This is a genomic window from Frankia sp. AgB1.9 (assembly GCF_016786355.1).
Taxonomy (GTDB): Bacteria; Actinomycetota; Actinomycetes; order Frankiales; family Frankiaceae; genus Pseudofrankia.
The window spans coordinates 20,646-43,976 of sequence record NZ_JADWYX010000022.1; the positions used below are offsets into that span (position 1 = coordinate 20,646).

The 23,331-nt window shown below is 73.3% G+C and carries 18 protein-coding genes; 8 read left to right on the plus strand and 10 right to left on the minus strand.

What is annotated here, in order from left to right:
• Window positions 1-142: 142 nt before the first annotated feature.
• A complete protein-coding gene (locus tag I6A60_RS10730) occupies window positions 143-2,641 on the minus strand; it encodes an alpha-amylase family glycosyl hydrolase (protein WP_203021470.1) in 2,499 nt (832 codons plus the stop codon).
• Between the two features lie 96 nt (window positions 2,642-2,737).
• Between I6A60_RS10730 and I6A60_RS10735 the strand changes: the two genes are divergently transcribed.
• A complete protein-coding gene (locus I6A60_RS10735; protein ID WP_203021471.1) occupies window positions 2,738-3,193 on the plus strand; it encodes an SRPBCC family protein in 456 nt (151 codons plus the stop codon).
• 22 nt (window positions 3,194-3,215) lie between these two features.
• Here I6A60_RS10735 and I6A60_RS10740 read toward each other — a convergent pair whose 3' ends face one another.
• From I6A60_RS10740 to I6A60_RS10760, 5 genes are read right to left on the minus strand one after another with little or no spacing between them, the layout of a single operon-like run.
• Complete coding sequence (locus I6A60_RS10740) at window positions 3,216-4,544, minus strand: DUF58 domain-containing protein (RefSeq protein WP_203021472.1); 1,329 nt, start codon at window positions 4,542-4,544, stop codon at window positions 3,216-3,218.
• Between the two features lie 6 nt (window positions 4,545-4,550).
• Complete coding sequence (locus I6A60_RS10745; protein ID WP_203042251.1) at window positions 4,551-5,789, minus strand: MoxR family ATPase; 1,239 nt, start codon at window positions 5,787-5,789, stop codon at window positions 4,551-4,553.
• Window positions 5,786-7,171 carry a DUF4350 domain-containing protein gene (locus tag I6A60_RS10750; protein ID WP_203021474.1) on the minus strand — a complete coding sequence of 462 codons (1,386 nt, stop codon included), beginning with the start codon at window positions 7,169-7,171 and terminating at the stop codon, window positions 5,786-5,788. Before I6A60_RS10750 ends, I6A60_RS10745 begins: the two co-directional genes overlap by 4 nt.
• Window positions 7,168-7,830 (minus strand): DUF4129 domain-containing protein, encoded by a 663-nt coding sequence (locus tag I6A60_RS10755; RefSeq protein ID WP_203021475.1) that lies wholly within the window; start codon window positions 7,828-7,830, stop codon window positions 7,168-7,170. The genes I6A60_RS10750 and I6A60_RS10755 overlap by 4 nt, the downstream gene beginning before the upstream one ends.
• Window positions 7,830-8,963, minus strand: coding sequence for a hypothetical protein (locus I6A60_RS10760; protein WP_203021476.1), 1,134 nt, complete (start codon window positions 8,961-8,963; stop codon window positions 7,830-7,832). The genes I6A60_RS10755 and I6A60_RS10760 overlap by 1 nt, the downstream gene beginning before the upstream one ends.
• Before the next feature lie 288 nt (window positions 8,964-9,251).
• Between I6A60_RS10760 and I6A60_RS10765 the strand changes: the two genes are divergently transcribed.
• The 3 genes from I6A60_RS10765 to I6A60_RS10775 all read left to right on the plus strand — a co-directional run bounded on the left by I6A60_RS10765 (window position 9,252) and on the right by I6A60_RS10775 (window position 12,553).
• Window positions 9,252-10,082, plus strand: coding sequence for a ComF family protein (locus I6A60_RS10765; protein WP_203042252.1), 831 nt, complete (start codon window positions 9,252-9,254; stop codon window positions 10,080-10,082).
• 399 nt (window positions 10,083-10,481) lie between these two features.
• Window positions 10,482-11,333 carry a ribosome hibernation-promoting factor, HPF/YfiA family gene (gene hpf / locus I6A60_RS10770; RefSeq protein WP_203021478.1) on the plus strand — a complete coding sequence of 284 codons (852 nt, stop codon included), beginning with the start codon at window positions 10,482-10,484 and terminating at the stop codon, window positions 11,331-11,333.
• A gap of 506 nt (window positions 11,334-11,839) precedes the next feature.
• Window positions 11,840-12,553 (plus strand): response regulator transcription factor, encoded by a 714-nt coding sequence (locus I6A60_RS10775; RefSeq protein WP_203021479.1) that lies wholly within the window; start codon window positions 11,840-11,842, stop codon window positions 12,551-12,553.
• Between the two features lie 41 nt (window positions 12,554-12,594).
• Here I6A60_RS10775 and I6A60_RS10780 read toward each other — a convergent pair whose 3' ends face one another.
• Window positions 12,595-13,161: a GNAT family N-acetyltransferase gene (locus I6A60_RS10780; RefSeq protein WP_203021480.1), complete on the minus strand. Its 567-nt coding sequence runs from the start codon at window positions 13,159-13,161 to the stop codon at window positions 12,595-12,597.
• A 225-nt stretch (window positions 13,162-13,386) separates the two neighbouring features.
• Between I6A60_RS10780 and secA the strand changes: the two genes are divergently transcribed.
• On the plus strand, window positions 13,387-16,326 hold the full coding sequence (gene secA, locus I6A60_RS10785; protein ID WP_203021481.1) for a preprotein translocase subunit SecA: 2,940 nt from the start codon (window positions 13,387-13,389) through the stop codon (window positions 16,324-16,326).
• Window positions 16,327-16,409: 83 nt separating this feature from the next.
• On the opposite strand, the gene I6A60_RS10790 is transcribed toward secA, so the two are convergent.
• Both I6A60_RS10790 and I6A60_RS10795 read right to left on the minus strand, forming a co-directional pair.
• Complete coding sequence (locus I6A60_RS10790; RefSeq protein WP_203023821.1) at window positions 16,410-17,210, minus strand: Rv3235 family protein; 801 nt, start codon at window positions 17,208-17,210, stop codon at window positions 16,410-16,412.
• A gap of 28 nt (window positions 17,211-17,238) precedes the next feature.
• Complete coding sequence (locus I6A60_RS10795; RefSeq protein WP_203023820.1) at window positions 17,239-18,948, minus strand: LysM peptidoglycan-binding domain-containing protein; 1,710 nt, start codon at window positions 18,946-18,948, stop codon at window positions 17,239-17,241.
• A 538-nt stretch (window positions 18,949-19,486) separates the two neighbouring features.
• Between I6A60_RS10795 and I6A60_RS10800 the strand changes: the two genes are divergently transcribed.
• Window positions 19,487-20,056 (plus strand): hypothetical protein, encoded by a 570-nt coding sequence (locus I6A60_RS10800; protein WP_203023819.1) that lies wholly within the window; start codon window positions 19,487-19,489, stop codon window positions 20,054-20,056.
• Between the two features lie 177 nt (window positions 20,057-20,233).
• Here I6A60_RS10800 and I6A60_RS10805 read toward each other — a convergent pair whose 3' ends face one another.
• Window positions 20,234-20,470 (minus strand): helix-turn-helix domain-containing protein, encoded by a 237-nt coding sequence (locus I6A60_RS10805; RefSeq protein ID WP_203023818.1) that lies wholly within the window; start codon window positions 20,468-20,470, stop codon window positions 20,234-20,236.
• Window positions 20,471-21,135: 665 nt separating this feature from the next.
• Here I6A60_RS10805 and I6A60_RS10810 point away from each other — a divergent pair.
• Window positions 21,136-21,981 carry an SAF domain-containing protein gene (locus tag I6A60_RS10810; RefSeq protein ID WP_203023817.1) on the plus strand — a complete coding sequence of 282 codons (846 nt, stop codon included), beginning with the start codon at window positions 21,136-21,138 and terminating at the stop codon, window positions 21,979-21,981.
• Window positions 21,978-23,327, plus strand: coding sequence for a chromosome partitioning protein (locus I6A60_RS10815; protein ID WP_203023816.1), 1,350 nt, complete (start codon window positions 21,978-21,980; stop codon window positions 23,325-23,327). The genes I6A60_RS10810 and I6A60_RS10815 overlap by 4 nt, the downstream gene beginning before the upstream one ends.
• Window positions 23,328-23,331: the final 4 nt, after the last annotated feature.

The following is a 23,331-nucleotide window of genomic DNA, read 5'->3' on the forward strand; positions in this document are numbered from 1 at the left end:
CGCCCGTGTCTCCAGGGCCATCTGTTCTCCGGACAATCGGTGGCCGTGGCGAAAATACTGTCAGACCGCCCAACCCGGCGGGAGAGGCCGTCGGCCAGGCGACCGACGGGCGGGGCCGCGAGGGTCCGGCCGGTGACCGGTCTCAATCGGGTGCGATCCCCGCCAATCGGGTGAAGACGAGCGTAGTGACGGCGGGAAGCTGCAGGTTCAGGGTGCCGTCGCCGTCCGGGGTGACGACGAAGTTCCCGGTGGATGGGGCGTCCGCGCGCCCGTTGTAGGTCGGATCGTCCGTGCTGAGCCGCAGGCGCCACGGCGCGCCGCTCAGCGCCGGATGCCGCAACAGGTAGCTCGGGAACGGCAGGTTGTTCAGGCTGCAGACGACGAGCATGTCCTCGACGGTGGCCCGGGCCGGGCCACCGCCAGCCTGCGTGCCGCCAGTCTGGTCGTCGCCGGCTGGGTCGGACCAGCGCCGGAACGCGATCACCCGGCCGCTGTCGTTGGTGTGCAGGACCTCCAGGTTGCGGCTCTTCGCGGCGGCAGAGGCGAGGCGCAGGCCGACCAGGTCGCGGTGCGCGGCGAACAGCCCGGCGCCAGGCCCGGCCCGCAGCCCGTAGAGGTCCTCCTTGTTCTCGGTGAAGTGGTTGTACGTGTAGGCCTGCTGCGCGCCGACCTCGTCGCCCATCAGGAACATCGGGGTCCCGGCCGCGAGCAGGCTGAGCGCGGTGACGCAGCGCAGGCGCGCCTCCGCAAACCAGCGGGTCTCGCCGACCAAGGGCGCGTTGTTCACCGCGATCAGGATGTTGCGCTCGGAATGCTCGGCGTTGCCGGCCTCGTCGTGGCTTTCCGGATAGACCACGGTCCGGTTCGCCGAGCCGGCGAGTGCGCCGGCGAACAGCCCCATCGCGAGCGGTCCTTCGAGGTCCCTGCCCGCGGTGTCGAGCAGCCGGGCGTACTCGGGTCCCTCGTCCTTGTCGCCGATCAGGTGGTGGTAGAAGTCGACGTACCAGCGGGCGTCAAAGCCGAGGCCACCGGTCTGCGCGGGCTCGGTCACCTGGTCCCAGCCGGAATGGTCCTCCGCGATCAGGATGACGTCCGGGGCCATCGTCCGCAGGGTCTGGCACAGCTCGCGCAGGAACTTGCGGCCGGCGACGTTCGCCGCGCCCACCGGGCTGCCGTCCGCGTGCAGCGCGTTGTACAGATGGATGGACGTCGTCTGGTCCAACCGGAAACCGTCGACATGGAACTCCTCGATCAGCGCGGCCGCCCCCGCGACGAACAGTGCGCGCACCTGCTCCTCGTGGTAACGCGGTGCCCAGCCGGACGAGAGGTTGTCGACGTAACCGCCGTCCGGAAACGCGGCATGGTCCGCGTCGCTGCCCTCATACCAGTAGTAGGAGTTGTGGCTGGGCGTCGTCGTGTCGTACATCCATTCGGCCCGCTCGGCGTCCTGGGTGAAGTGGTTGAAGACCAGGTCGACGAGGACCGCGATGCCGCGCCGGTGGCAGGCACGGACGAACGTGGCCAGCCCGGCCCGCCCGCCGGCGCTCTTCTCCACGGCGAGGAAATGCGACGTGCCGTACCCCCACGACCGCGATCCCGAGAACTCCAGGATCGGCAGCAGCTCCACCGCGTTCACACCCAGGTCGGCGAGATAGTCGACGAACGCGACCGCGTCGGCGAACGTGCCCGCTTTCGGGTCGCCCGACGGGTCCTCCGTCTCCGCGGCTTCGCCGAATCCGAGCGCGCCGACGTGCAGCTCGTAGATGACCAGGTCCTCGACGCGGCGCGGCAGCGGATGGGCCGGGTCGAGCTCGTCGGCCCAGAAGTCCACCGCACCGGTCCCGAACGCCGCCGCCGGGCTCGCGTCGACGACCACCGAGCAGCTGACCGTCCCGTCCAGGCCCGCGATGTCGCCGTCGTAGTGGGCACCGTCCGGGTTGACGTCCCCGCCGCCGCTCTGCTGGCGCGAGTAGGGGTCCGTACGCCAGGCGACCGAGCCGTCCTCGCGGGTGACCCGGTAGAGGTAGTAGCCGCCCAGGTGGTCGGCGAAGCCGTCGGCGCCGGCCGTCCAGATCCCGTCCGGGCCCGGATTCAGCGGGAGCCGGGCCTGCGCCGTGGCCTCGCCGTAGCCGTCGTCCGCGATGTAGCCACTCGGCCCGCCGAACGCGACCTCGACCGCCCGGGCGTTCGGGGCCCAGACCCGGAACAGGATTCCTCCGGTGCCGTCGGGAACGGCACCGAGGAAATGGTGGCTGGTGAGGCCGAACGTCACGTCGATAGTGGCCGGCCCGGCGGGGTCGAGCGTGAGCAGCCGCACCTGGTCGCTGTCGGTGGGATCCGCGACTTCACCGGGGATTCCCCAGATCCGCGATCCGTCGTCGCCCAGCAGCCATACGCCCCAGCGATAGGTGGAAGGTATGGACGCGTCGAGGGCCACGGTCGCTCGGAAGGCGGGAGTGCCGTCCGGGCCGGCGGTCTCGGTCATCGGTACGGACGTCCACGTGGTGCTCGGGTACCCGCTGGCGTCCCAGCTGCCGGTGAGCAGCGCGCCGGTCGCGATCCGCCGCGTCACCCCGGTCCGGTATTCGAAGACGACCTGGGTCATCCGGCGGCCACGGTCCGCGTCGGATTTGTGGCTCATGGCATTCAATGTAGATAGTCGTGCCCTGCCGGCTCCTGGGGGCCAGTTCGGGGCTGGTAGAGCGGAGCCGGTGGAGAGGAACGTCAGGAGGACGCCGTGTACTACGAGACGTCGGTGCGGATCGCCGCCGCCGCGGACCAGGTATGGGCCGTGCTGCGGGAGGTCGAACGCTGGCCGGAATGGACCCCGACCGTCAGCCGGGTGGACCGGGTGGAATCCGCGCCGGAGTACGTGCCCGGCGCGGACGGACCGGCCGGCGAGCTCACCAAGGGTGATGTCGTCAGCATCAGGCAGCCGAGAATGCCGACGCTGAGCTGGACCGTCCTCGACTGGTCCCCGGGCAGCTTCTTCTCCTGGTCGGCCAGCAGCGGTGGCGTGACGACGGTCGCCGAACACCGCATCGACAGGACGGACGATCTCGGCGTGACGGTGACCCTCAGCGTCCGCCAGTCCGGCCTGCTGGCGCCGGTGATCGGGCTGCTCACCGGTCGGCAGACCCGCCGCTACGTCGACACCGAGGCGCAGGGGCTCAAGCACCGCTGCGAACGGTGATCAGGCGTGCGCGGGAGGCGTTCTAGAGCCGGCCGAGGGCTTTCAGAGTCAGGTAGGCGTCGGTGACGGCGGGGGCGTAGCCGGCCGGGCCGGCGTCGACGACCTCGACGCCGCGCCCGCGCAGCTCCTCGGTGAGCTGGCGCCGGCGCAGCAGGGTCTGCTCGGCCGCCGCCGCCGCGTACACCGCGCGGACATCGCCGCGGCCGGCGGCGAGCTCGGCCAGCCGGGGGTCGCGCAGCGCGGCGACCAGGACGGTGTGCCGGCTGGTCAGCGCCGGCAGCGCCGGCAGCAGCGACTCCTCGACGACCGCCGGCACCAGCTCAGTGAAGATCACTACCAGGGAGCGCCGGCGCGCCGTGCGCAGCACGGTCGAGACGAGGCCGTCGTGGTCGGTCTCGACCAGCGCCGGCTCCAGCGTCGCCATCGCCTCGCTCATCCGGGTCAGCACGTTCGCCTCGGCCGAGTCGGGCAGCACCAGCCGGGCCTCGCTGTCGTGCGCGACCAGGCCGACCCGGTCGCCGGCCCGCAGCGCGACGGCGGCGAGCAGCAGCGCCGCGTCCAGCGCGTGGTCGAGCCGCGGCACGCCGCCCAGGCCGGGCGCGCCGTCCGGCGACAGCGCGCCGACCCGGCCGGCCGAGGTGCGGGCCGTGTCGAGGACGCAGATCACCCGGCGGTCCCGCTCCGGCCGGAAGGTCCGCACGACGACGGCCCCCCGCCGGGCGGTGCCGCGCCAGTCGATCGCCCGGACGTCGTCGCCGATCACGTAGTCACGCAGGCTGTCGAACTCGGAGCCGGCACCGCCGCCCCGGATCGCCACCTGGCCCTCGACCTCGCGCAGCCGCGCCAGCGCCGCCGGCAGGTGCCGCCGGGAGTGGAACGGCGGCAGCACCCGAACGCGCCACGGCGCGTGATGACGGCCCTGCCGTCCGGCCAGCCCCAGCGGGCCGAGTGACCGGATGGTGATCCGGTACGGCTCCCGGTCGCCGCGCCGGCTCGGGTACAGCGTCGACTCCAGGAACCGCCGCTCGCCGGCGGGCACGGTGACCTTGTGGACCGCCGGACGGGCACCGGCCGACGGCGGCCAGCCGTCCCGGATCCGCAGCCGCGCGGTCCGCTCGCCCTTGTTGCCGACCGTCAGCACCAGCGGAACCGGCTGGCCGAGCCGCGCGCCCCGCGGCCCGCTACGGGTCAGCTCCAGCGGCCGGACCGAGCCGGCCAGCGCGACATCCACCGCCACCAGCACGACGACCAGCAGGTTGACCCCCAGCAGGACGAGCCAGGGAGCCGGTGCGAGCGCGACCGCCAGCGCGCCCAGGAACGCGCAGCCGACCGCCCGTCCGGTGATCGCCATCCGACGTCAGCGGGGGACGGGCACGGTCGCGAGTACCTGCTCAAGCACTCGGTCGCCGGTCACGCCGTCGAGCTCAGCCTCGGGGCGCAGGCTGATCCGGTGCCGCAGGGTCGCGCGGGCGAGCGCCTTCACGTCGTCCGGGGTCGCGTAGCTCCGGCCGGACAGCCACGCCCAGGCCTTGGAGGTCGCGAGCAGCGCCGTCGCGCCACGCGGTGAGACCCCGAGCAGCACCGACGGCTGGCTGCGCGTCGCGCGGGCCACGTCGACGATGTAGGCCAGCACCTCCGGTCGGACCTGCACGGCCCTGGCCCCGGCGCGGGCCACCGCGAGCTCGGTCGGTCCCGCGACGGCGCTGACCCCGGCGGCGTCCAGGTCGGACGGGTCGAAGCCGGCCGCGTGGTGGGCGAGCACCTTGATCTCGTCGTCGCGGGGCGGCATCGGCAGCGTCACCTTCACCAGGAACCGGTCGAGCTGGGCCTCGGGCAGCGGGTAGGTGCCCTCGTGCTCCACGGGGTTCTGGGTGGCCAGCACCGCGAACGGGCTGGGCAGCGGGCGGGGTGTGCCGTCGATGCTGACCTGCCGCTCCTCCATGACCTCCAGCAGTGCCGCCTGGGTCTTCGGGGGCGTGCGGTTGATCTCGTCCGCGAGCAGCAGGTTCGTGAAGACCGGGCCAGGGCGGAACCCGAACTCGCCGGTCTTGGTGTCGTAGAACAGCGAGCCGGTGACGTCGCCCGGCATGAGGTCGGGGGTGAACTGCAGCCGCTTCGTTTCCAGGGTGAGCGCCCGAGCCAGGGTGCGTACGAGCAGTGTCTTGGCGACGCCGGGGACGCCTTCGAGCAGGGCGTGGCCGCGGCAGAGCAGCGCCACGACGAGACCGCTGACCGCGGCGTCCTGGCCGATGACGGCCTTGCCGACCTCGGTGCGCAACCGGATCAGCGCGGCCCGCGCCGCCTCCTGCTCGGCCGCGGTGGGCGTCCCCGGTGGCGGGGGCGTCGCCGCCGGGGGTGGCGGGTAGTACGCGGGGGCCTGATACGACGGCGGCGGCGCGGCCAGGGGCGCTGGTGGCGCGACCGGCGGGGTGGGCGTCGGCCCCCACTGCGTGGGGGCGACGGCCTGTGGACCGGTCGGGTGCGACGCGACCGGCGGCGTGACCGGGCCGAACGGCGCGCGCAGCGTCTCCGATCCGGCGTCCTCGTGAGAGGGGAGAGCGCCGGGGACGGGGGCACCGGGGTACGGAGTTGTCACCTTCCACCAACCTGTCGTTCGAGGTCGTCGAGTGCCTCCGCGAGCCGAAGCAGCGCGGCGTCGTCCAGCTCATGCGGTTCGGGGGCCACAGCCAGCGGGCCGCCCGAGACTCTGGGGTCCACAAAGGAGGGGGTGGCTGGGCCGCCCGAACCGTACAGGAGCGCCCAGACAGTCATCGCCGGTCGGCCGGTCCGTTCGGCGACCGAGGCGACGAGCGTCCCCGGGTCCGGTCCGGCGATCTCGGTGACCACGCCGCCGGCCCGCACGGTGCCGACCGCGCCGCGCTCGCCGTGCGGCGCCACACCCATCCGGTCGGCCAGCCGGGCCCGCAGGCCGGCGCGCAGCGCCTCGGCGGCCAGGTCACGGGCACGGGCCGCCGCGTACAGCCGGCCGCGGCCCTCGGTCGTCTCGGCGGCCCGCACCACCACCGGCAGCGGCTCCGGGACCGGCGGTCCCAGCCGCCGCCCGCGCCACAGAGCCAGCAGGACCAGTCCGACCAGCAACTGCAGGCAGGTCAGCCAGAACCCCGGCCCCAGCAGGTGGACCGCGCCCTTGCCGTCGACCGTGTTCGTGGCGACCCGCTGCTGGATCACCCAGTCCAGTTGGGGGTGGCGAACGAGCAGACCGAGCGCGAGCGCCGCGTTGCCGTCGTGGTCGAGATTCCGGTTGGTGAGGAACGCGGAGCCGCCCAGCAGGACGAACCGGCCCTGGCCTCCCGCCGGCCGCGCGACGGCCAGCGCGGCGGCCCGCTCGGTCGGTCGGTAGCAGAAGGTGGCCGTCGCCGCCGTGTCGCCGCTCAGCCGACCGTAGAAGGTCGACGGCGAGATGGTCGCGGTACCGGCGGCGGTCGCCTCGGCCAGCGGGCAGCCGGGGGGCAGCGGCCCGACGACGGCGTTCGCGTCGACGGTCCGAACCGGCAGCCGCAGCGCGTCGAGCACCGCGGTGTCCGGCTCGACCAGGACCACGTCGGCGCCGGCGGAGACCCAGTCGGCCAGCCGGCTGAGCGTCCCGTCGCTGAGCCGGCCCGGGTGGACGATCACGAAGGTCCGGTCGGGGTTCGTCCCGGCCGAGCCGCTCGCCTGGTCCAGAGCCGCCGCGACGTCGTCGCCGGCCCGGACCGTGACGCCTCGATGGCCGAGGATCTGGCCCAGCGCCATCGTCCCGTCCGGCTTCGGCGACCCGATGTCCAGCGACGTGTCCCCGTCGGACGAGCCGCCGACGAGGGCCGCGAGCACGCCGTAGACGACGGCCAGCGCGGCGAACACCGCCAGCACACGGACCAGCCGGCGGCGCGACGCCGGCCGCGGCGCGCCGGACTGGAAGGTCGAGCTCACGGGGGCGGCCAGGCCGGGCTCCGGGGCGACTTCGGCCGGGGCGGTCATGCCGGCACCACCTGGGTCGGATCCGACTGCCGGTCGCCACCGCGCAGCGACGTGAGCGCCTCGTCGGCGCGGACCACGGCCTGGTAGCCGGTGGCGTCGGCCGGCCCGCCGCCGTACCAGACGTCGTTGAACACGGTGACGGCAAGGCGCAGCTCGTCCTGCCCGGTCATGCCGACGGCGGCCACCTCGGTGACGAGCTCACCGGCGGTCCGGCTGGGCCTCGGGTCGAGCACGCCCTTCTCCTCGAGCATCCGCACGATCGCGCGCAACCGGGAGCGCACCGCCTCCGCGTACCGGCCCGCCTGGGCGAGGCGCTCCGCCTCGGCGCGCAACGCCTTGGCCGAGAGCAGGCTCGCGAGGTCGGTGTCCGGTGCCTTCGAGCGGGCCGACCGGCGGATCGGGCCGAGCCAAAGCCGCAATACCACCAGGAGCACGACCAGGACGAGCACACCGGCGAGCAGGCCGAGCCCGGTGTAGTCGCCGGAGCCCTGGGTGTGAATGAAGATCTTGCTGAGCAGGTGGTCGATCCAGTCGACCAACCGGTGCAGCCAGCCAGGCTGGTGCGGGTGCTGGCGTCCGTAGATGCTCCGGGACAGTTCCCGGCGGGCCTCGTCCTGGGCGCCCGGCCGGGTGACCGGGCCGCCGTACGGCGCGGGCATCAGGACCACCGTCCAGGTGGCGGCCCTGGCGCCCAGCCCGTGGTCGGTCCGGGCGGGCCAGTCGGTCCGGCGGGTGGGGCGGGCGGGCGTGGGCCGGGCGACGTGGTGGCGGGCGTCAGGGCGAACGCGGGGGTCGCCAGCAGGGCCGTCACCGGTGCGCCCGCGGGCCCCCCGCCGCCGGTCGCCGCGGCCCTGGCCAGGGTGACGTCCAGGGCTTCGCGGCGGATGCGCCGGTCCAGGTAGAGGATCGCGATCACACCGGACAGCACCGGAGTGACCACCATGGTGATCAGCAGTCCGGCGAAGGCCTGGACCACCAGGCCGCCGGTGTTCGGCACCCCGTCCGCGTTTGTCAGCGAGCCGAACGACGTGAACACGCTGACGGGCACCGTGATGACCAGCACCAGGGTCCCGGCGACCAGCGCGGCGAGACCCAGGACGCCGAGCGTGCGCCACCACGCCCCGCGCATGAGCGACCGCGAGCGGCGCAGCGCCTGCAGGACGGTCCCGCCCTCCAGCGCGTACACCGGCGTGGCCAGGCAGTACACGACCCCGAGCCAGAGGGACAGCGCGCCCAGCGTGACCAGGCCGCCCAGTGTCACGGCGGTCATCACCAAGGTGATCGCGAGGAGCCCGGGGAGCCGGGGCGCGACCTGCCGGGCCGCGGCGCCAACCGTGATCCGCCGTCCCAGGCTGGCCTCGGCGACGACGATCGCGAGAACCCCGGCCAGCAGCACCACCAGCATCAGCCGCAGGCCGCCGAGCACGGCCTGCAACAGTGCGTAGAACCAGAAGGACCGGTCCCGGGCGGCCAGCTCGACGAGCGAGAAGACGAGCTGCAGGACCGCGCTGGTCGCGAACGAGAGACCGAGCGTCGCGCCTGGGTTCGTCCGCAGTGTCACGAACGCGCCGTCGAGGATCTCGCTCACGCTGAGGGGACGCAACGGCACGGCGGCTGTCGGCGGGGCCAGCCAGGTGGACGGTGGCGGGAGGTCCGCGACCCGCGCCGGTGCTTCGTCGGACCCTGGCGCCGCCCAGCTGGCCGGCCCCGAGCCCGCCCAGGGCGGCACCGCCGCGGGCGAGGGTGCGGGCGGCCATGGAGACGGGTCGGTGACCGGCCCTCCAACGGCCATGCGCACTCCTTCGTCCGGAAGATCCGCTACATCCTCGCAGAGCCCACGTCGATCGGCCCGCCGGCCGTCGGATGGCCGACGGCCGGATCGCGGCCTTTGTCCACGGGTCGGCTGTCCACGGGTCCGCTGTCCACAGGTCGACGACTGTCCACAGGCCGCCGTTCCCGCTGGCCTCGCCGTCCGGTTCGGGCTCATCCTGCCCGAGTGACCGGATCCTTCACCGCGCGGGCGTCTCGCGTACCCCGCCAGCACGGGCCAGGCCCACGGCCAGCCCCGCTGGCGGCGCGCGTGCCTCGCCCGCTGCCAGCTGAGGCCCGCCAGGCCCGCCTGCCCACACCGCTGGGCCGGCAGGTGCGAGGCGGGTTGGCGGCGCTGGGCGACCTCGTGCTGCCGCGAGCCTGCGCGGCCTGCGGGCGCGGTGCTGCCGCGGTGTGCCCGCGGTGTGTCGCGGCACTGTCCGGTCCCCCGATCCTCGTCGCCCCGGGCCCCGAGGCCACCCCGGGGCGGCGAGGTCTGCCGCCCTGCGCCGCGGCGGCCCGTTACGCCGCTCCGGCCGGCTCGCTCGTGATCGCCTACAAGGAGCGCGGTCGGCTTGACGTCGCACGCACGCTCGGCAGCGCCCTGGCGAGGGCTGTGCTCGCCGCGCCCCGTGCCGAGGCGGGTGCTCGGGCGCTCCTGCTGGTACCGGTGCCGGCGAGCGCGGCGGCACTACGTCGACGCGGCTTCGACCATGTGAGCCGGCTCGCCACGATCGCGGCCGGTCTGACGCGCGCGGCGGGCACGTTGACCTGGGTCGCGCCGCTGCTGCGGCCGGCCCGCCGGACGGCCGACCAGGCCGGCCTCGGCGCGGTCGAGCGGGCCGCGAACGTCGCCGGCGCGTTCGCGGCCCGGCCGGCGGCCGCCCGCGTCGGCGGCCCGGCCTCCGGTGGCGTCTATGTCGTCGTCGTGGACGACGTGCTGACCACCGGCGCGACGGTCGCGGACGCCGTGCGGGCGCTGCGCCTGGCGCGGGTGCGGGTAGGCGCGGTGGCCACGGTCGCCGCGGTGCTCGGGCCGGTCGGCGCATCTGTGGCACGCCCACGTGTCCGATTGCCCAACGAGGGGGTACCGGAAGGGTGACACTAGATGGCCTACCGGGGTCCGGGGTGGACCAAACGGCCGTCGAGGCGCTCCTGACCGGGCGGTGCGGCGGAAGGGACACATCGCGACATACGGGAGCGAAAGTCGGGGTACGAGGGGCCGAGACCACGCGGGACGACGGGTGAACGCCTTCTCCCGGTTCCGGCGCGGCAGCAGGCTGGACATACGGCCGACCAGGGAGAACGCTCGTTCGAGGTGGGCTACCCACCGCCTCGGACGAGCCACGAAGTGGGGGACTGCCAGTAGGTACAGGTGACCCGGCTCGGACGGGCCCGCCCCGGGCCCGTGCCAACACCGGGCTGCCGGGTGTCGGCCCGGCGTGGGCGAGCGCCCGCGTCGCGCGCCGGTCACCCGGTCGGTGAACGGGAGGTGGATCGCGTGGACATTGTGGTCAAGGGCCGGCACACGGCGGTTCCGGAACGGTTCCGCAGTCACGTCGAGACCAAGCTCGCGAAGCTTGAGCGCTACGACGGCAAGGTCATCCGGGTCGATGTCGAACTGTCCCGGGAGCCCAACAAGCGCATGGCGGACGTCCGGGAGCGCGTCGAGCTCACGGTCTACACGCGGGGGCCGGTGATCCGCGCCGAGGCGGCCGCGGCCGACCCCTACTCGGCGCTGGACGGGGCTGCCGGCAAGCTGGCCGAACGGCTGCGCCGGGCGTCCGAGCGTCGCACCGACCACAAGCACGGCAACAACGGCCACGGTCGCGCCTACGTCGGGCCACCGCCGATCCCGCACGACGATCTCGTCACCGCCACCTCCAACGGGCGGGTCGACTCCGCGGGCGGGCTCCCAGCGCCCGCCCGAACCGTCGAATCCCTGCCGTCCGGCGACGGGAACCGCTCGGCCGGTAACGGCGTACCGAACCATGCCGGCAAGGCACACAGGCAGCCCGGCGTGAAGGAGAACGGCGCGGGCCGCGCGGCCTCGTGGGACGAGGACGACCCCACGCCCGACGGCTTCGAGGACCGCTACGAGCTGCCGGATCGCTCGCCCATGCTGGTGCGGACGAAGACCCACCGGGCCGAGCCGATGACCCTGGACGACGCACTGTCGAACATGGAGCTGGTCGGCCACGACTTCTACCTGTTCCAGGACGCCACCTCTGGGCGCGCCAGCGTCGTCTACCGCCGCCGCGGCTACGACTACGGCGTCATCCACCTGATCGATGCCGACGATCCGGCGCTGGCCTCCGACGAGGACCGTGAGCCGGCGGCCGTCCCGAGCTGACCTCGTCAGGGGTTTCCAAGGGCAGGGGGATTCCAGAGTCGGGGGGTTCCAGGCTTTGGGCGGTCTGATCTGCCGCTCGGGAGCCTGATGTTCGGCGATCTCGGTCTGATCGACCTGGCCGGCCGACGCGGGTGGGGCTTTGGTGAGTCCCGCCCTGGGTCGGCCGGCCAGTGTGTCCGGTGGTCGTCGCGAACCTGCTGGTCCGGCCCATGCCGGGTGTGTCCTGGGTAACCGCGGCGAAGCCGACCGTTGGGCGCGGAGGCGCCGATAGGGTTTTCCGCCGTCTGACGACCGGTTCGCCCGGTGGACGTGGGATCATCTGCGTTGGGTGATGCTGCTGGCGGCATCGGTGGTCCGGCCGGATGGATCCGGCTCTGACCGTCGTGCCGGCGGATGGGCGAACTGCGTCCATGCGCTGGGGATTCCGTGGGGCCCGGATGATTCCGGGGCGGATCCGCCGTCCGTGCCACCGCCCGCCTTGCCGGCCGGGGTCCTAGGGAGGCCAGATGACGGTGGACGAGCAGCGCTCGCCCGAGGCGCCGCGCGCGCCATCGGAGGAGAACCCGATCCGAGTGCTGATCGTCGACGACCACGCGCTGTTCCGCCGAGGGCTCGAGATGGTTCTCGCGCAGGAGCCGGACATCGAGGTCGTCGGGGAGGCCGCGGACGGTTCGGAAGCGGTGACGATGGCCGGTGAGATGGCGCCGGACATCGTCCTGATGGACGTGCGGATGCCGCGGCGCGGGGGAATCGACGCGACGAGCGCCATCAAGCAGGCGGTCCCGAGCGCGAAGATCGTCATGTTGACGATCAGCGACGAGGAGGCCGACCTCTACGACGCCATCAAGGCCGGGGCGATGGGCTACCTGCTCAAGGAGATCTCGATCGACGAGGTCGCCGCCGACATCCGGGCGGTCTACAACGGCCAGAGCCTGATCAGCCCGTCGATGGCGTCCAAGCTGCTCAGCGAGTTCGCCTCGATGATCAAGAACAAGGACGACCGCCCCCAGCTCCCGACGCCGCGCCTGACCGACCGGGAGATGGAGGTGCTCCGGCTCGTCGCGAAGGGGCTGAACAACCGCGACATCGCCAAGCAGCTCTTCATCAGCGAGAACACGGTCAAGAACCACATCCGCAACATCCTGGAGAAGCTCCAGCTGCACTCCCGGATGGAAGCTGTCGTCTACGCGGTCCGCGAGAAGCTGCTCGAAATCACCTGATGCCGGGCGGGCGCGGGGCCTGCGCGGGCTTGCGCGGGCGGTCAGCGCCGCAGGATGCCGGTCCAGAACTCGGCGATCTCACCGGCGCGGGGGTTCAGCAACGGGCGCGGCTCGGCCGCGACGGTGAACCCGGCCCGCTGGGCGACCGTCCGTGACGGCTCGTTGCCAACCAGCGCCAGCCAGCGGATGGTGGTCAGCTTCAGCGCCCCGAATCCCCACCGGCAAAGCGCCCGGACCGCGTTGGTGGTGACACCTCGACCGCGTGCCTCGGCCGCGCACCAGTAGCCGACCTCGGCGGTGCCGCCGGGCGCGACGCCGAGGATCCCGTCGGCATCACGCATGTCCTGCAGGCTGATGGAGGCGAGCAGGCCGCCGGTGGTGGCGTCCACGACGGCCAGCTGCGCGGCTGTGCCGGTGGCCCAGCCGATCGGCGCGACCCGCTCGACGAACGTGACCGCGTCGGCCTGGGTATAGGGCGACGGAACCATCGTCCAGCGCTGGATGTCCGGGTCCTGGCAGGCCGTGAACACGTCGTCGGCGTCCTGGGGCCGCCACGGCCGTAGATGCAGCGAGCCCGCGGTGATCTCGACTGGCTCCAGCGCGGGCATGACGGCTCCGATCTGACGACGCTTACCCGCGATGGTGTCAGGTCGATGCCGTCGTGTGCCGGGGGTGGTCCCGGGTGGTGGTGACAGGCCGAAGACGCCGTCTGGCTCGGCTGTGTCCGTGTGGTCGCATCCGGTCGGCGCGCAGGTCCAAGCTGGACTACTGAGAAGGGCTAGCATCGTGGTGTTGGCCAGTTCGCCGACATGCCAGCCGGAGGAGCCCCGCTCGTGCTACTTGACAAGGTCCTGCGCGCCGGCGAAGGACGGATCCTGCGCAAGCTCGCCGCGATCGCCGACCAGGTGAACCTGATCGAGGACGACTTCACGGGCCTCTCCGACGCCGAGCTGCGTGGCATGACCGACGAGTTCCGCCAGCGTCTCGCCGACGGTGAGGAGACGCTCGACTCGCTGCTGCCCGAGGCGTTCGCCACCGTGCGCGAGGCGGCCCGGCGCACGCTCGGCCAGCGTCACTACGACGTGCAGATCATGGGCGGCGCCGGTCTTCACCTCGGCAACATCGCCGAGATGAAGACCGGTGAAGGAAAGACCCTGGTGTCCACGCTGCCGGCCTATCTCAACGCGCTCGCCGGCAAGGGCGTCCACATCGTCACGGTGAACGACTACCTGGCCCAGCGTGACGCCGAGAACATGGGCCGCGTGCACCGCTTCCTCGGGCTGACGATCGGCGTGATCCACCCGCAGATGCCGCCCGCGGCGCGCCGCCAGCAGTACGCCTGCGACATCACGTACGGCACGAACAACGAGTTCGGCTTCGACTACCTGCGCGACAACATGGCGTGGAGCGGCGAGGAGCTCGTCCAGCGCGGCCATTTCTTCGCCGTGGTCGACGAGGTCGACTCGATCCTCGTCGACGAGGCCAGGACGCCCCTCATCATCTCCGGCCCGTCCGACCAGCCGACCCGGTGGTACACGGAGTTCTCCCGGATCTCGCCGACGCTCAAGCGCGACGTCGACTACGAGGTCGAGGAGGGCAAGCGCACCGTCGCCATCACCGAGTCCGGCGTCGAGAAGGTCGAGGACCAGCTCGGGATCGAGAACCTCTACGAGTCGGTGAACACCCCGCTCGTCGGCTACCTGAACAACGCCCTGAAGGCCAAGGAGCTGTACAAGCGGGACAAGGACTACATCGTCGTCGACGGCGAGGTCCTGATCGTCGACGAGTTCACCGGCCGCGTGCTGCACGGCCGGCGCTACAGCGAGGGCATGCACCAGGCGATCGAGGCGAAGGAAAACGTCGAGATCAAGCAGGAGAACCAGACCCTCGCCACGATCACGCTGCAGAACTACTTCCGGCTCTACGAGAAGCTGTCCGGAATGACCGGTACGGCCATGACCGAGGCCGCCGAGTTCCACCAGATCTACAAGCTTGGCGTCGTGCCGATCCCGACGAACAAGCCGATGATCCGCGAGGACCAGCCGGACGTCGTCTACAAGACCGAGGTCGCCAAGTTCGACGCGGTCGTCGACGACATCGCCGAGCGCAGTGAGAACGGCCAGCCCGTGCTCGTCGGCACCACCAGCGTCGAGAAGTCCGAGTACCTCTCCAAGCAGCTCACCAAGCGCGGCGTGCGCCACGAGGTGCTCAACGCGAAGAACCACGAGCGTGAGGCGCTGATCGTCGCCGAGGCCGGCCGGCGCAGCGCCGTCACGGTCGCGACGAACATGGCCGGCCGCGGTACCGACATCATGCTCGGTGGCAACCCCGAGTTCCTCGCCCAGGGAGAGCTGCGCGGCCGCGGGCTGTCCCCGCTGGAGACGCCCGAGGAATACGAGGCGGCCTGGCCGGAGGCGCTGGAGAAGGCGAAGTCGTCAGTCAAGGCCGAGCACGACGAGGTTCTCGAGGCTGGTGGCCTCTACGTGCTGGGCACCGAGCGCCACGAGTCCCGCCGGATCGACAACCAGCTGCGCGGTCGCGCCGGCCGGCAGGGCGACGTCGGCGAGTCCCGGTTCTACCTGTCTCTCGGCGACGACCTGATGCGGCTGTTCAACGCGTCCGCGGTCGAGGGAATCATGGACCGGCTGCAGATCCCCGAGGACGTGCCGATCGAGTCCAAGATCGTCACCCGGGCGATCCGGTCGGCGCAGACCCAGGTCGAGAGCCAGAACTTCGAGATCCGCAAGAACGTCCTCAAGTACGACGAGGTCATGAACAAGCAGCGCACCGTGATCTACGAGGAGCGCCGCAAGGTCCTGGAGGGCGCTGACCTGCACGAGCAGGTCCGCCACTTCGTCGACGACACCGTCACCGCCTACGTCGAGGGCGCCACCGCGGAGGGCTTCGCGGAGGACTGGGACCTCGAGACCCTCTGGACCGGCCTCGGCCAGCTCTACCCCGTCGGGGTGGAGGCGCCCGCGACCGACGACCGTGACGGCCTGACCTCCGAAATGCTCGCCGAGGACATCCAGACCGACGCGCAGGACGCCTACGACCGCCGCGAGGCCGAGCTCGGCGAGGGGCCGGACGGCGAGGCCGTGATGCGCGAGCTGGAGCGGCGGGTCGTGCTCGCGGTGCTCGACAAGAAGTGGCGCGAGCACCTCTACGAGATGGACTACCTGCAGGAGGGCATCGGCCTGCGGGCGATGGGGCAGCGTGACCCGCTGGTCGAGTACCAGCGCGAGGGCTACACGATGTTCCAGACGATGATGGACGGGATCAAGGAGGAGTCCGTCCGGCTCCTGTTCAACGTCGAGGTCCAGGTCGCCGGCCGGGAGGACGCCGCCGCGGCCGCGGGTCCGTCGCTGCAGGCACCCGCTCCGCTCGCGCCGCTGAACCCGCCGGCCGAGCAGGCCCCGGCCGCCCCGAACGGTGCCAACGGGTCGCGTACTTCGGGCCGGGGCGGCGCCCGCCGTCCGGCCGGCCCGTCGCCGGCCGCCGCCAGGACCGCGCCGCCGTCGCCGCCGGAGGCGCCCGCGCCACCGCCCGTGTTCGTCAAGGGACTCGAGCCGCACCGGGTGAGCGGGGGCCTGCAGTACTCGGCGCCGTCCGTCGACGGAGGCCAGGATTCGGTGACCTCGTACGACCGGTCCGGCGGCGGGACGGGCGGCAGTGCCGAGCGCGGCGGCGGCCCGGCCCGCAACGCGCCGTGCCCCTGCGGTTCCGGCCGCAAGTACAAGCGCTGCCACGGCGACCCCGCCCGGCGGCCCTGACCGCCCGACCAACACCACCACGAGACGGCCTGCGGGACTCCCCGCGGGCCGTCTCGCGTTGACGCGCGGCTCGGCAGGGGTGCTCAGCCGATCTGGAGGGCGGTGACCTGCCAGCGGCCGTCGGTCGCCTCCATGCGCAGGGCGAGAGCCGCGACCCGGTCGGTCCGGCTGATCACCGCGACGACCTCGGCCGCTCCCGCCCTGGGCTCGCTGATCCGGATGCTGCGGACCATGCTCCGCCCGGGGTACTGACCGCCGAACCGCTCCAGCGCGGCCTGCAGCTGCGGAGTCGCCCAGCCAGCCAGATGGGAGACCGGCCGTACGCCGGCGAGTACCTCGACGATCGCCCGGACGACGATCGTCGCCGCCGGCCCGGGGCTCTCGCGGAAACGGCTGTCGCGCGCCTGCTGCGGGATGCGGGTCGGTGCACGCCGGGTCGTCGTCATCGTGCGTCCGGAAGACGCGAGCAACGGAGCATCGTCCGTGGTTCGGGGATGGTCGCGCGTGGAGCCGGTGTCGGGGGCTGCCGTCGGCGTCGGCGGCCGGCTGTCGCCGGGACCCCGACTCTCGGCGGGGCCATGGCTCGGCCCGGTGCCGTGCCGGCCAACGCGGCCGCGCGACGAGTTCGCGGTGCCGGTGCCACGACGGACGCCCGGCACGACCGTGCGCCTTCCGGACTGGCCGGCGGCGCGGGGAGCGTCCTCGATCGAGATCTGGTCTGGGCTCGCTGTCTGGTCGCGGGGCCGCGCGGTGTCGGACAGCTCGTCGTCGTAGGGCGGGTCGGTGGCGAACGCCGGCAGGCCCCGCAGCGCGCGGCGAGGCTCGGTCGACCCGGTTGACCCGGTCGACCTGGCCGGCCAACCGGAGCCGGTGGGCGTCGTCATCGCGTGTGGATCTCCTCGGCTGGCGGGGTCAGGGCCCGGCGGGCGGCCGAAGCCGCTGACCGGGACGGATCAGGTTGGGGTCAGGGCCGATCACGTCTCGGTTTGCCGCCCACCATCGCGGCCATTCGGCGGCGATCTGGGCCTCGGTGGCGGCCGGGCCCAGGCGGCGGGCCGCGATCTCCCACAGCGAGTCGCCGCGCAGGACGACGACCTCGGCCGCGGCCGTGTCGCCGCCGGCCGGGGCGCCGATGCCGCGTGGCGCCGAGGGCACGGTCGGTTCCGCCGCGGGCGTGCCCACCGGCGCCGACAGGTCTGGCCATCCGGCGGCCGGCCCGGACACCGGCTCCGCCGTCGCCGGCGCTGTCGTCGCGGGCGTGCTGGTGGCGGGCGTGCCGTTGGCGGGCGAGGTGGCGGTGGACGAAGTGGGGGCGGCGGACGGCCAGTTGACCGTGGCCGACGTTGTGACGGTGGGTGTCCAGGGCGTCGGGCTCGCAGGGGTGGTCGTCGAGATCGTGGTCGAGTTCGGCAGCGCCGTCGGCGACGGCTGAGCCGTCGAGGACGTTGCGGCTGTCGGCGACGGGGCCTCGGCCGTCGCGGAGCTGGCCGAGGTGGGCGACGGGACGCCGGGGTCAGGGGCGCCCGTCTGGAGGGTGGTCGAGGCGGCCGGGCTCGGCGAGGCCCGGCTGGTGAGGGTGAACACGACGGTGGGGATCTCGTCCTGCCCGTCGGCCGAGGGGTCGCCCGTGCCCGCCGCGTCGCCAGACGGCGTCGGCGTCGCGGTGACCGCTGGCGCGGACGTGACTGGCGCCGCCGCCGTCGGTGCCGTCTGCGTCGTGGGCGCCGTCTGCGCCGGAGGTGCCGCTTGGGTCGGAGGTGCCGCCTGGGTCGGAGACGCCGACGGCGTGGGACTTGCCACCTGGGTAGGCGCTGCCGTCTGGGCCGGAGCCGCGGTCTGGCCCAAAGGCGCCGTCTGGCTCGGAGGTGCCGTCTGGGCCGGAGCCACCGGTACTGAGAGCGGTGCGGTCTGGACGGGGGGCGCTGTCTGGCTGGGAGGTGCGGTCTGGGCGGCCGGGGCTGCCTGGGCTGGGGCCGGCGGCGGTGGCGGGGCGGCGGGCTGTGCGCGGGCGGCCGGCTGTGCGCGGGGCGCCTGGCTGGCGGGTGGCGGTGCGGGGGCCGGCGGTGGCCTGGTGGCGGACGTGCCCGTCGGCACCGAGAGGTCGGGCCACGCGGCGGCTGGGGCGGAGCTGCCTGGCGGCGGTGCCAGGTTCGGCCAGGCCCCACCCGATCCGCTGCCCGGCGCGGACAGGTTGGGCCAGGCGTTCGCGGCGGCGACGGGGCCTCCATCGGGCACGCTGGCGAGGGCGGGAGTGGCCGCGATCAGTCCGCTCGCGCTGCCCGCGACCAGCGTGAGGCCGAGGCTCACCTCCAGCGCACGCCGCAGCGCGCGCGGCAGCATCCAGCGGGCCAGCCGGCCGGCCGTTCGACCGACCGCCCCGGGCAGCGCGGCGAACGAGCCGATCACGACGCCCAGGCACAGCCACAGCAGGCAGCCCCAGGCGGCGGCCGCGACGACCGTGACCAGCGCGTTCTCCGGAGCCGAGAGGAACCAGTCCGGAACGTCGGACGTGCTTGCCGGCAGGTCCGCGAGTCCGGGCCCGGCGAGGAGCAGCACGGCCGCGACGCCGCCGGCCACCGCGATCCCGAGGACGGGCCGCAGCACGCGCTGGATCGATCTCATCTCGCCTCGCTTCCTGCTCAGCAGCTCGACCTGGCCCGGGGGTGCGGCCAGCCGGCGCCGCGGCCACCCGAACACCGCCGTCGGTGCGGGTGACGCCGAGGTGTCCGCCCGCTGCCAGGTCTCGGTGGCCGCAGGGACGGCGGCTGGCCGCGATGGCCGGGCCGTCGCCTCCTTACCGGCGCCCCCCTGCGATCGAATCTTCCCGAGAGCGTGCGTTTGCCTCGGTTTGCTTGTGTAACTCCCCGGCGGCTATGTGTCAATGCTGGTCGTCTGCACTGGTATCGGACCGGTGCTTCCGTTCGGGCCGGGTGGGGTGGCATGGTGGTGCGGCCTCTGGGCCGCTCGGATGGTCGGGCATCCGTGCCCGGCCGCGGTGCCGGTGGCCTCTCGCCGCCGGAACCCTTGGTACGCAACCGGTCGCAGAGTCGGGACGGCCGAGTGGGCCGGGAGGTTGCGCGCCTGGCCCTACCCGGGCGAGGCAGGGTCCGGCGAGTCGGCCGCGAAGCCGCCGCCGCAGTGGACGAAACGGGGAGGCAGCGTGCGCTGGGAGGCGTTGTTCGCGGATCTCGATGCGCAGTGGGAGGCGCTCGAAGCCGCGGAGCTTGCCGTCGAGGTCGCGGACCGTGCCCGGCGGGAGGCCGGGTTCCTCCGGCTGGTCGACCGGCTGCGCCCTACGGTCGGCCACCGGCTGCGGGTCGATGTCGCTGGCCTCCCGTCGGCCGAGCGCGGTGTTCTCGTCGGCCGGCTGGCGGCACTCGGCGTCGACTGGCTACTCGTCGAGGACCAGCAGAGGGCCGAGACGCTGGTCCCGCTGCGGTCCGTGCTGGCGGTTCGCGGGCTGAGCGGGGAGGCGGCGCACCCTGGCCACGAGGGCCGCGTGGGTGCCCGGATGGACCTGCGCTACGTGCTCCGCCAGATAGCGCGGGACCGGTCGGAGTGCCGGATCGCGCTCGCCGACGGCCGGATCGTCAACGGCACCGTGGACCGCGTCGGCGCAGATTTCCTTGACGTCGCCGAACACGCACCCGGCGAGTTCCGCCGGCCACGGGACGTCGAGGCCTGCGTGATCCCGCTCGCCGCGGTCGCCTTCCTGCGCCGCATCGCCTGAGGCCACCCAGCTCGACGGGCAGCCCCGGCGACCGGCCGAGCGGGCCACCGCACCGGTCATGATCGCCGTTTGGGTCCTGGGGTGGTCGCAGAAACGCCTGCGTCACGACCATCCCAGGGCCAAAACCGCGATCAAGGCCAAAGCCGCGATCAAGGCCACGCGAGCTCCGGCCCAGCGCTAGTCCTCGGGGATGGCCTCGTGGCGACTGAGCGGATTGGCCAGGACGAACGCCCGCGTCTGCTCGTAGGCGCGCTGGATGTAGGCCTCCAGCTCGGTCCGTTCGACCCGCCACTGGCCGCGTCCGCCGATCTTGATGGCCGGCAGCTCGCCGCTGCGGACCAGCGCGTACGTCTGCGACGCCGAGATGTTCAGAACCTCCGCCACGTCGCTGAGCTGCAGAAATCGGTCGTTCATCTGGCTGCCCCCTGGCGCCGGTCGGCCTCCGGGACGCCCGGTCGCGGCCCAGCTCGGGTTGTCCCCGCGACCGGCTGGGCTGCTCCTCGGAGTCCGGAGGTGGGCGGATGGCCTAGGACCTGTGTACCAGGTTCTCGACCGAGGACGCGTTCGGATGCTTGCGGTTGTGGATAACTGACCCCGGTCGCTGTCGATCGTGCTGTGAAGGCGCCGCCTTGGCCGCAGAACGTCTATCGGCTTGGCCCGTCCGTCACCACCTGGGTTGACGGCTTAGAAGTCTCTGGGCCGGGCGAGCCAACGTCCAGGCCGCTTCAAGCGTCCAACCAGCCATCCGGCGCGGGATCCGACGGATCGCCTCTGGCATCGATTGACACGGTGGCACGATGTGGTCTCGGGTCACGTACGTCGTGCGACGGTGTGTTCGTGTCTGTGTCGTTTGCTGGGTGCACAGCGTGAACATCGCAGCGTGAACATCACAGCGTGAACCCCGAAACGTGAACATCGCAGCCCAAACATCACAGCGTGAACATCAGCAACGCACACGGCCCGTCGTCCGGACGCGCGACGGTCCTGACCGCCTCGCCGGGAGCCCGCCACCGCGTCCCCGGAGCCACCGCCCGGGAGCCACCGCCCCGGACCGATCGAGCAGGATGAGGAGATCACCGGTGACCGACCTGGCGCCCGCGCTTGGCCCAGGGTCCCTGCCGGGTGGGCGCGGTCCATCCGGAAGGTCAGCGGACCCGATCGTCCCGCCGTCCCCGCCGGCACGCCGGCTCGGCCGCCGCGGCTGGCGGGACGGTCGGCTGATCTTCGGCGTTCTGATCGTGCTGGTCTCGGTGGTGCTGGGAGCCCGGCTGTTCGCGACGGCGGACCGGACGTCCGCCTGGGTGGCGGCGAAGGCCGACCTGCCCGCCGGGCACGTGGTCAGTGCCGGAGATCTGGTCACCGTGCGTGCCCAGCTGTCCGACGCGACCGCGGGGCGCTACTACCCGGGCCGGCGGCTGAAGGAGGTCGTCGGCGGCACGCTCGCGCGCCCGGTCGGCGCCGGCGACCTGATCAGCGGTTCTGATTTCGCGGGGCCCAACACCGTGGCCACCCGGCTCGTCCCGATCGTCGTCCAGGCCGGCCGCCTGCCTGACCTGGCTCCGGGCGACCACGTCGACGTCTACGTCTTCCAGGCCTCCGGGGCTGTCGGTGCCGGCGACGCGAGCAGCGGCACCGGCAGCTCTGGTGGCACGGGCAACGCGACAGGCCAGTCGAACGGCGTGGGTACTCCGGCGGTCGGCGGTGCCGGCGCCGAGGTGCTGGTTCTCCACGACGTCGAGTTCCTCGGCCAGCAGCGGATCGCCAGTGGCGATCGGTCGCTGACGCTGCGGGTGCCGGTCGACGCTGCGATCCGCGCGGTCGCCGCGTCGCAGAGCGGCCGGGTCGACGTCGTCAAGCTGGTCCGGGACGGGCAGGGCCAGGTAGGTGCCACCGGACCGACGGCCGCGCCGGGGTACGGCCGGTGAGCCTGCCGATCCTGACCGCCGTCACCGATGCCGTCGTCGAGGCCGGGCTGGTCTCGGCGTTCGACCGGACCGATCTCGGCGTCACCGTCGTGCGCCGCTGCGTCGACCTGCCGGACCTGCTCGCGGCCGCGACGACCGGCGCGGCCCGGGCGGCTCTGCTGTCCGCCGACCTGCGCCGGCTCGACCGAGAGGCGCTGGCCCGGCTCGCGTTGGCGAACGTCGCGGTCGTCGGGCTGATCGCGCCGGGCGACGAGGAGGGCGACCGCCGGCTGCGCCAGCTCGGGGTCGTCGCGGTGATCACGACGGACGCCACCGCCGACGAGGTCGCCGGCGCGGTCGTCGAGGCGGCGAAGGCGCTGACCGGCCGGCCGGCGGTCGGCCCGGTCTCGATCAGCCGCGGGTTCAGCGATCCGATCGCCGGCTACGGCACCAGGCTGCCGCCGCTGCTCGGCGACCCCGCGCTCGGCGACGCGCAGGCCCACCTCGACGAGACCGACCCGGCGCCGTTCGAGGCGGGCCGGGTCATCGCGGTCTGGGGACCGACCGGCGCGCCCGGGCGCACGACCCTCGCGCTGGGTCTGGCCGCCGAGCTCGCGGACCTCGGCGCAGCCACCCTGCTCGTCGACGCCGACTCCTATGGCGGCTCGATCGGCCAGCTCGTCGGCTTGCTGGAGGAGGCGCCGGGACTCGCCGCCGCCACCCGGGCCGCCAACCAGGGGATGCTCGACGTGCCGCGGCTGGCCGTGCTGTGCCGGGACCTGGGCGGCGGGCTGCGGGTGCTGCCGGGGATCGCCCGGCCGTCGCGCTGGCCCGAGCTGCGGCCGAGCGCGCTGGAGAACGTGCTGGATCTCGCCAGGCGGCTGGCCCAGTTCGTCATCGTCGACTGCGGCTTCTGCCTGGAGGCCGACGAGGAGCTGAGCTACGACAGCTCGGCGCCCCGGCGCAACGGCGCGACCCACGCCGTGCTGGCCGCGGCCGACACCGTGATCGCCGTCAGCTCTGCCGAGCCGGTCGCGCTCGTGCGCTTCGTACGCGGGCTCGCCGACCTGCGCGAGCTGGTGCCGGGGGTCGAGCCGCTGGTCGTCGTCAACCGGCTGCGCGCCTCGGTCGCGGGCGGCGATCCGCGCCGCGAGATCAGCCGGGCGCTGAACCGGCACACTGGCACCGAGCCGATCGCGCTGGTGCCCTACGACCTGGCCGCCTTCGACGCCGCCCAGGCCGCCGGCCAGCTGCTGCGCGACATCGCCCCCACGTCGCCGGCGCGGGCGGCGATCCGTGACCTGGCGTCGCGGCTCGCCGGCCGCGTCCCGCGCGGCCAGCGCCGACGCCTCAACGCTCGCCGCTGAGACG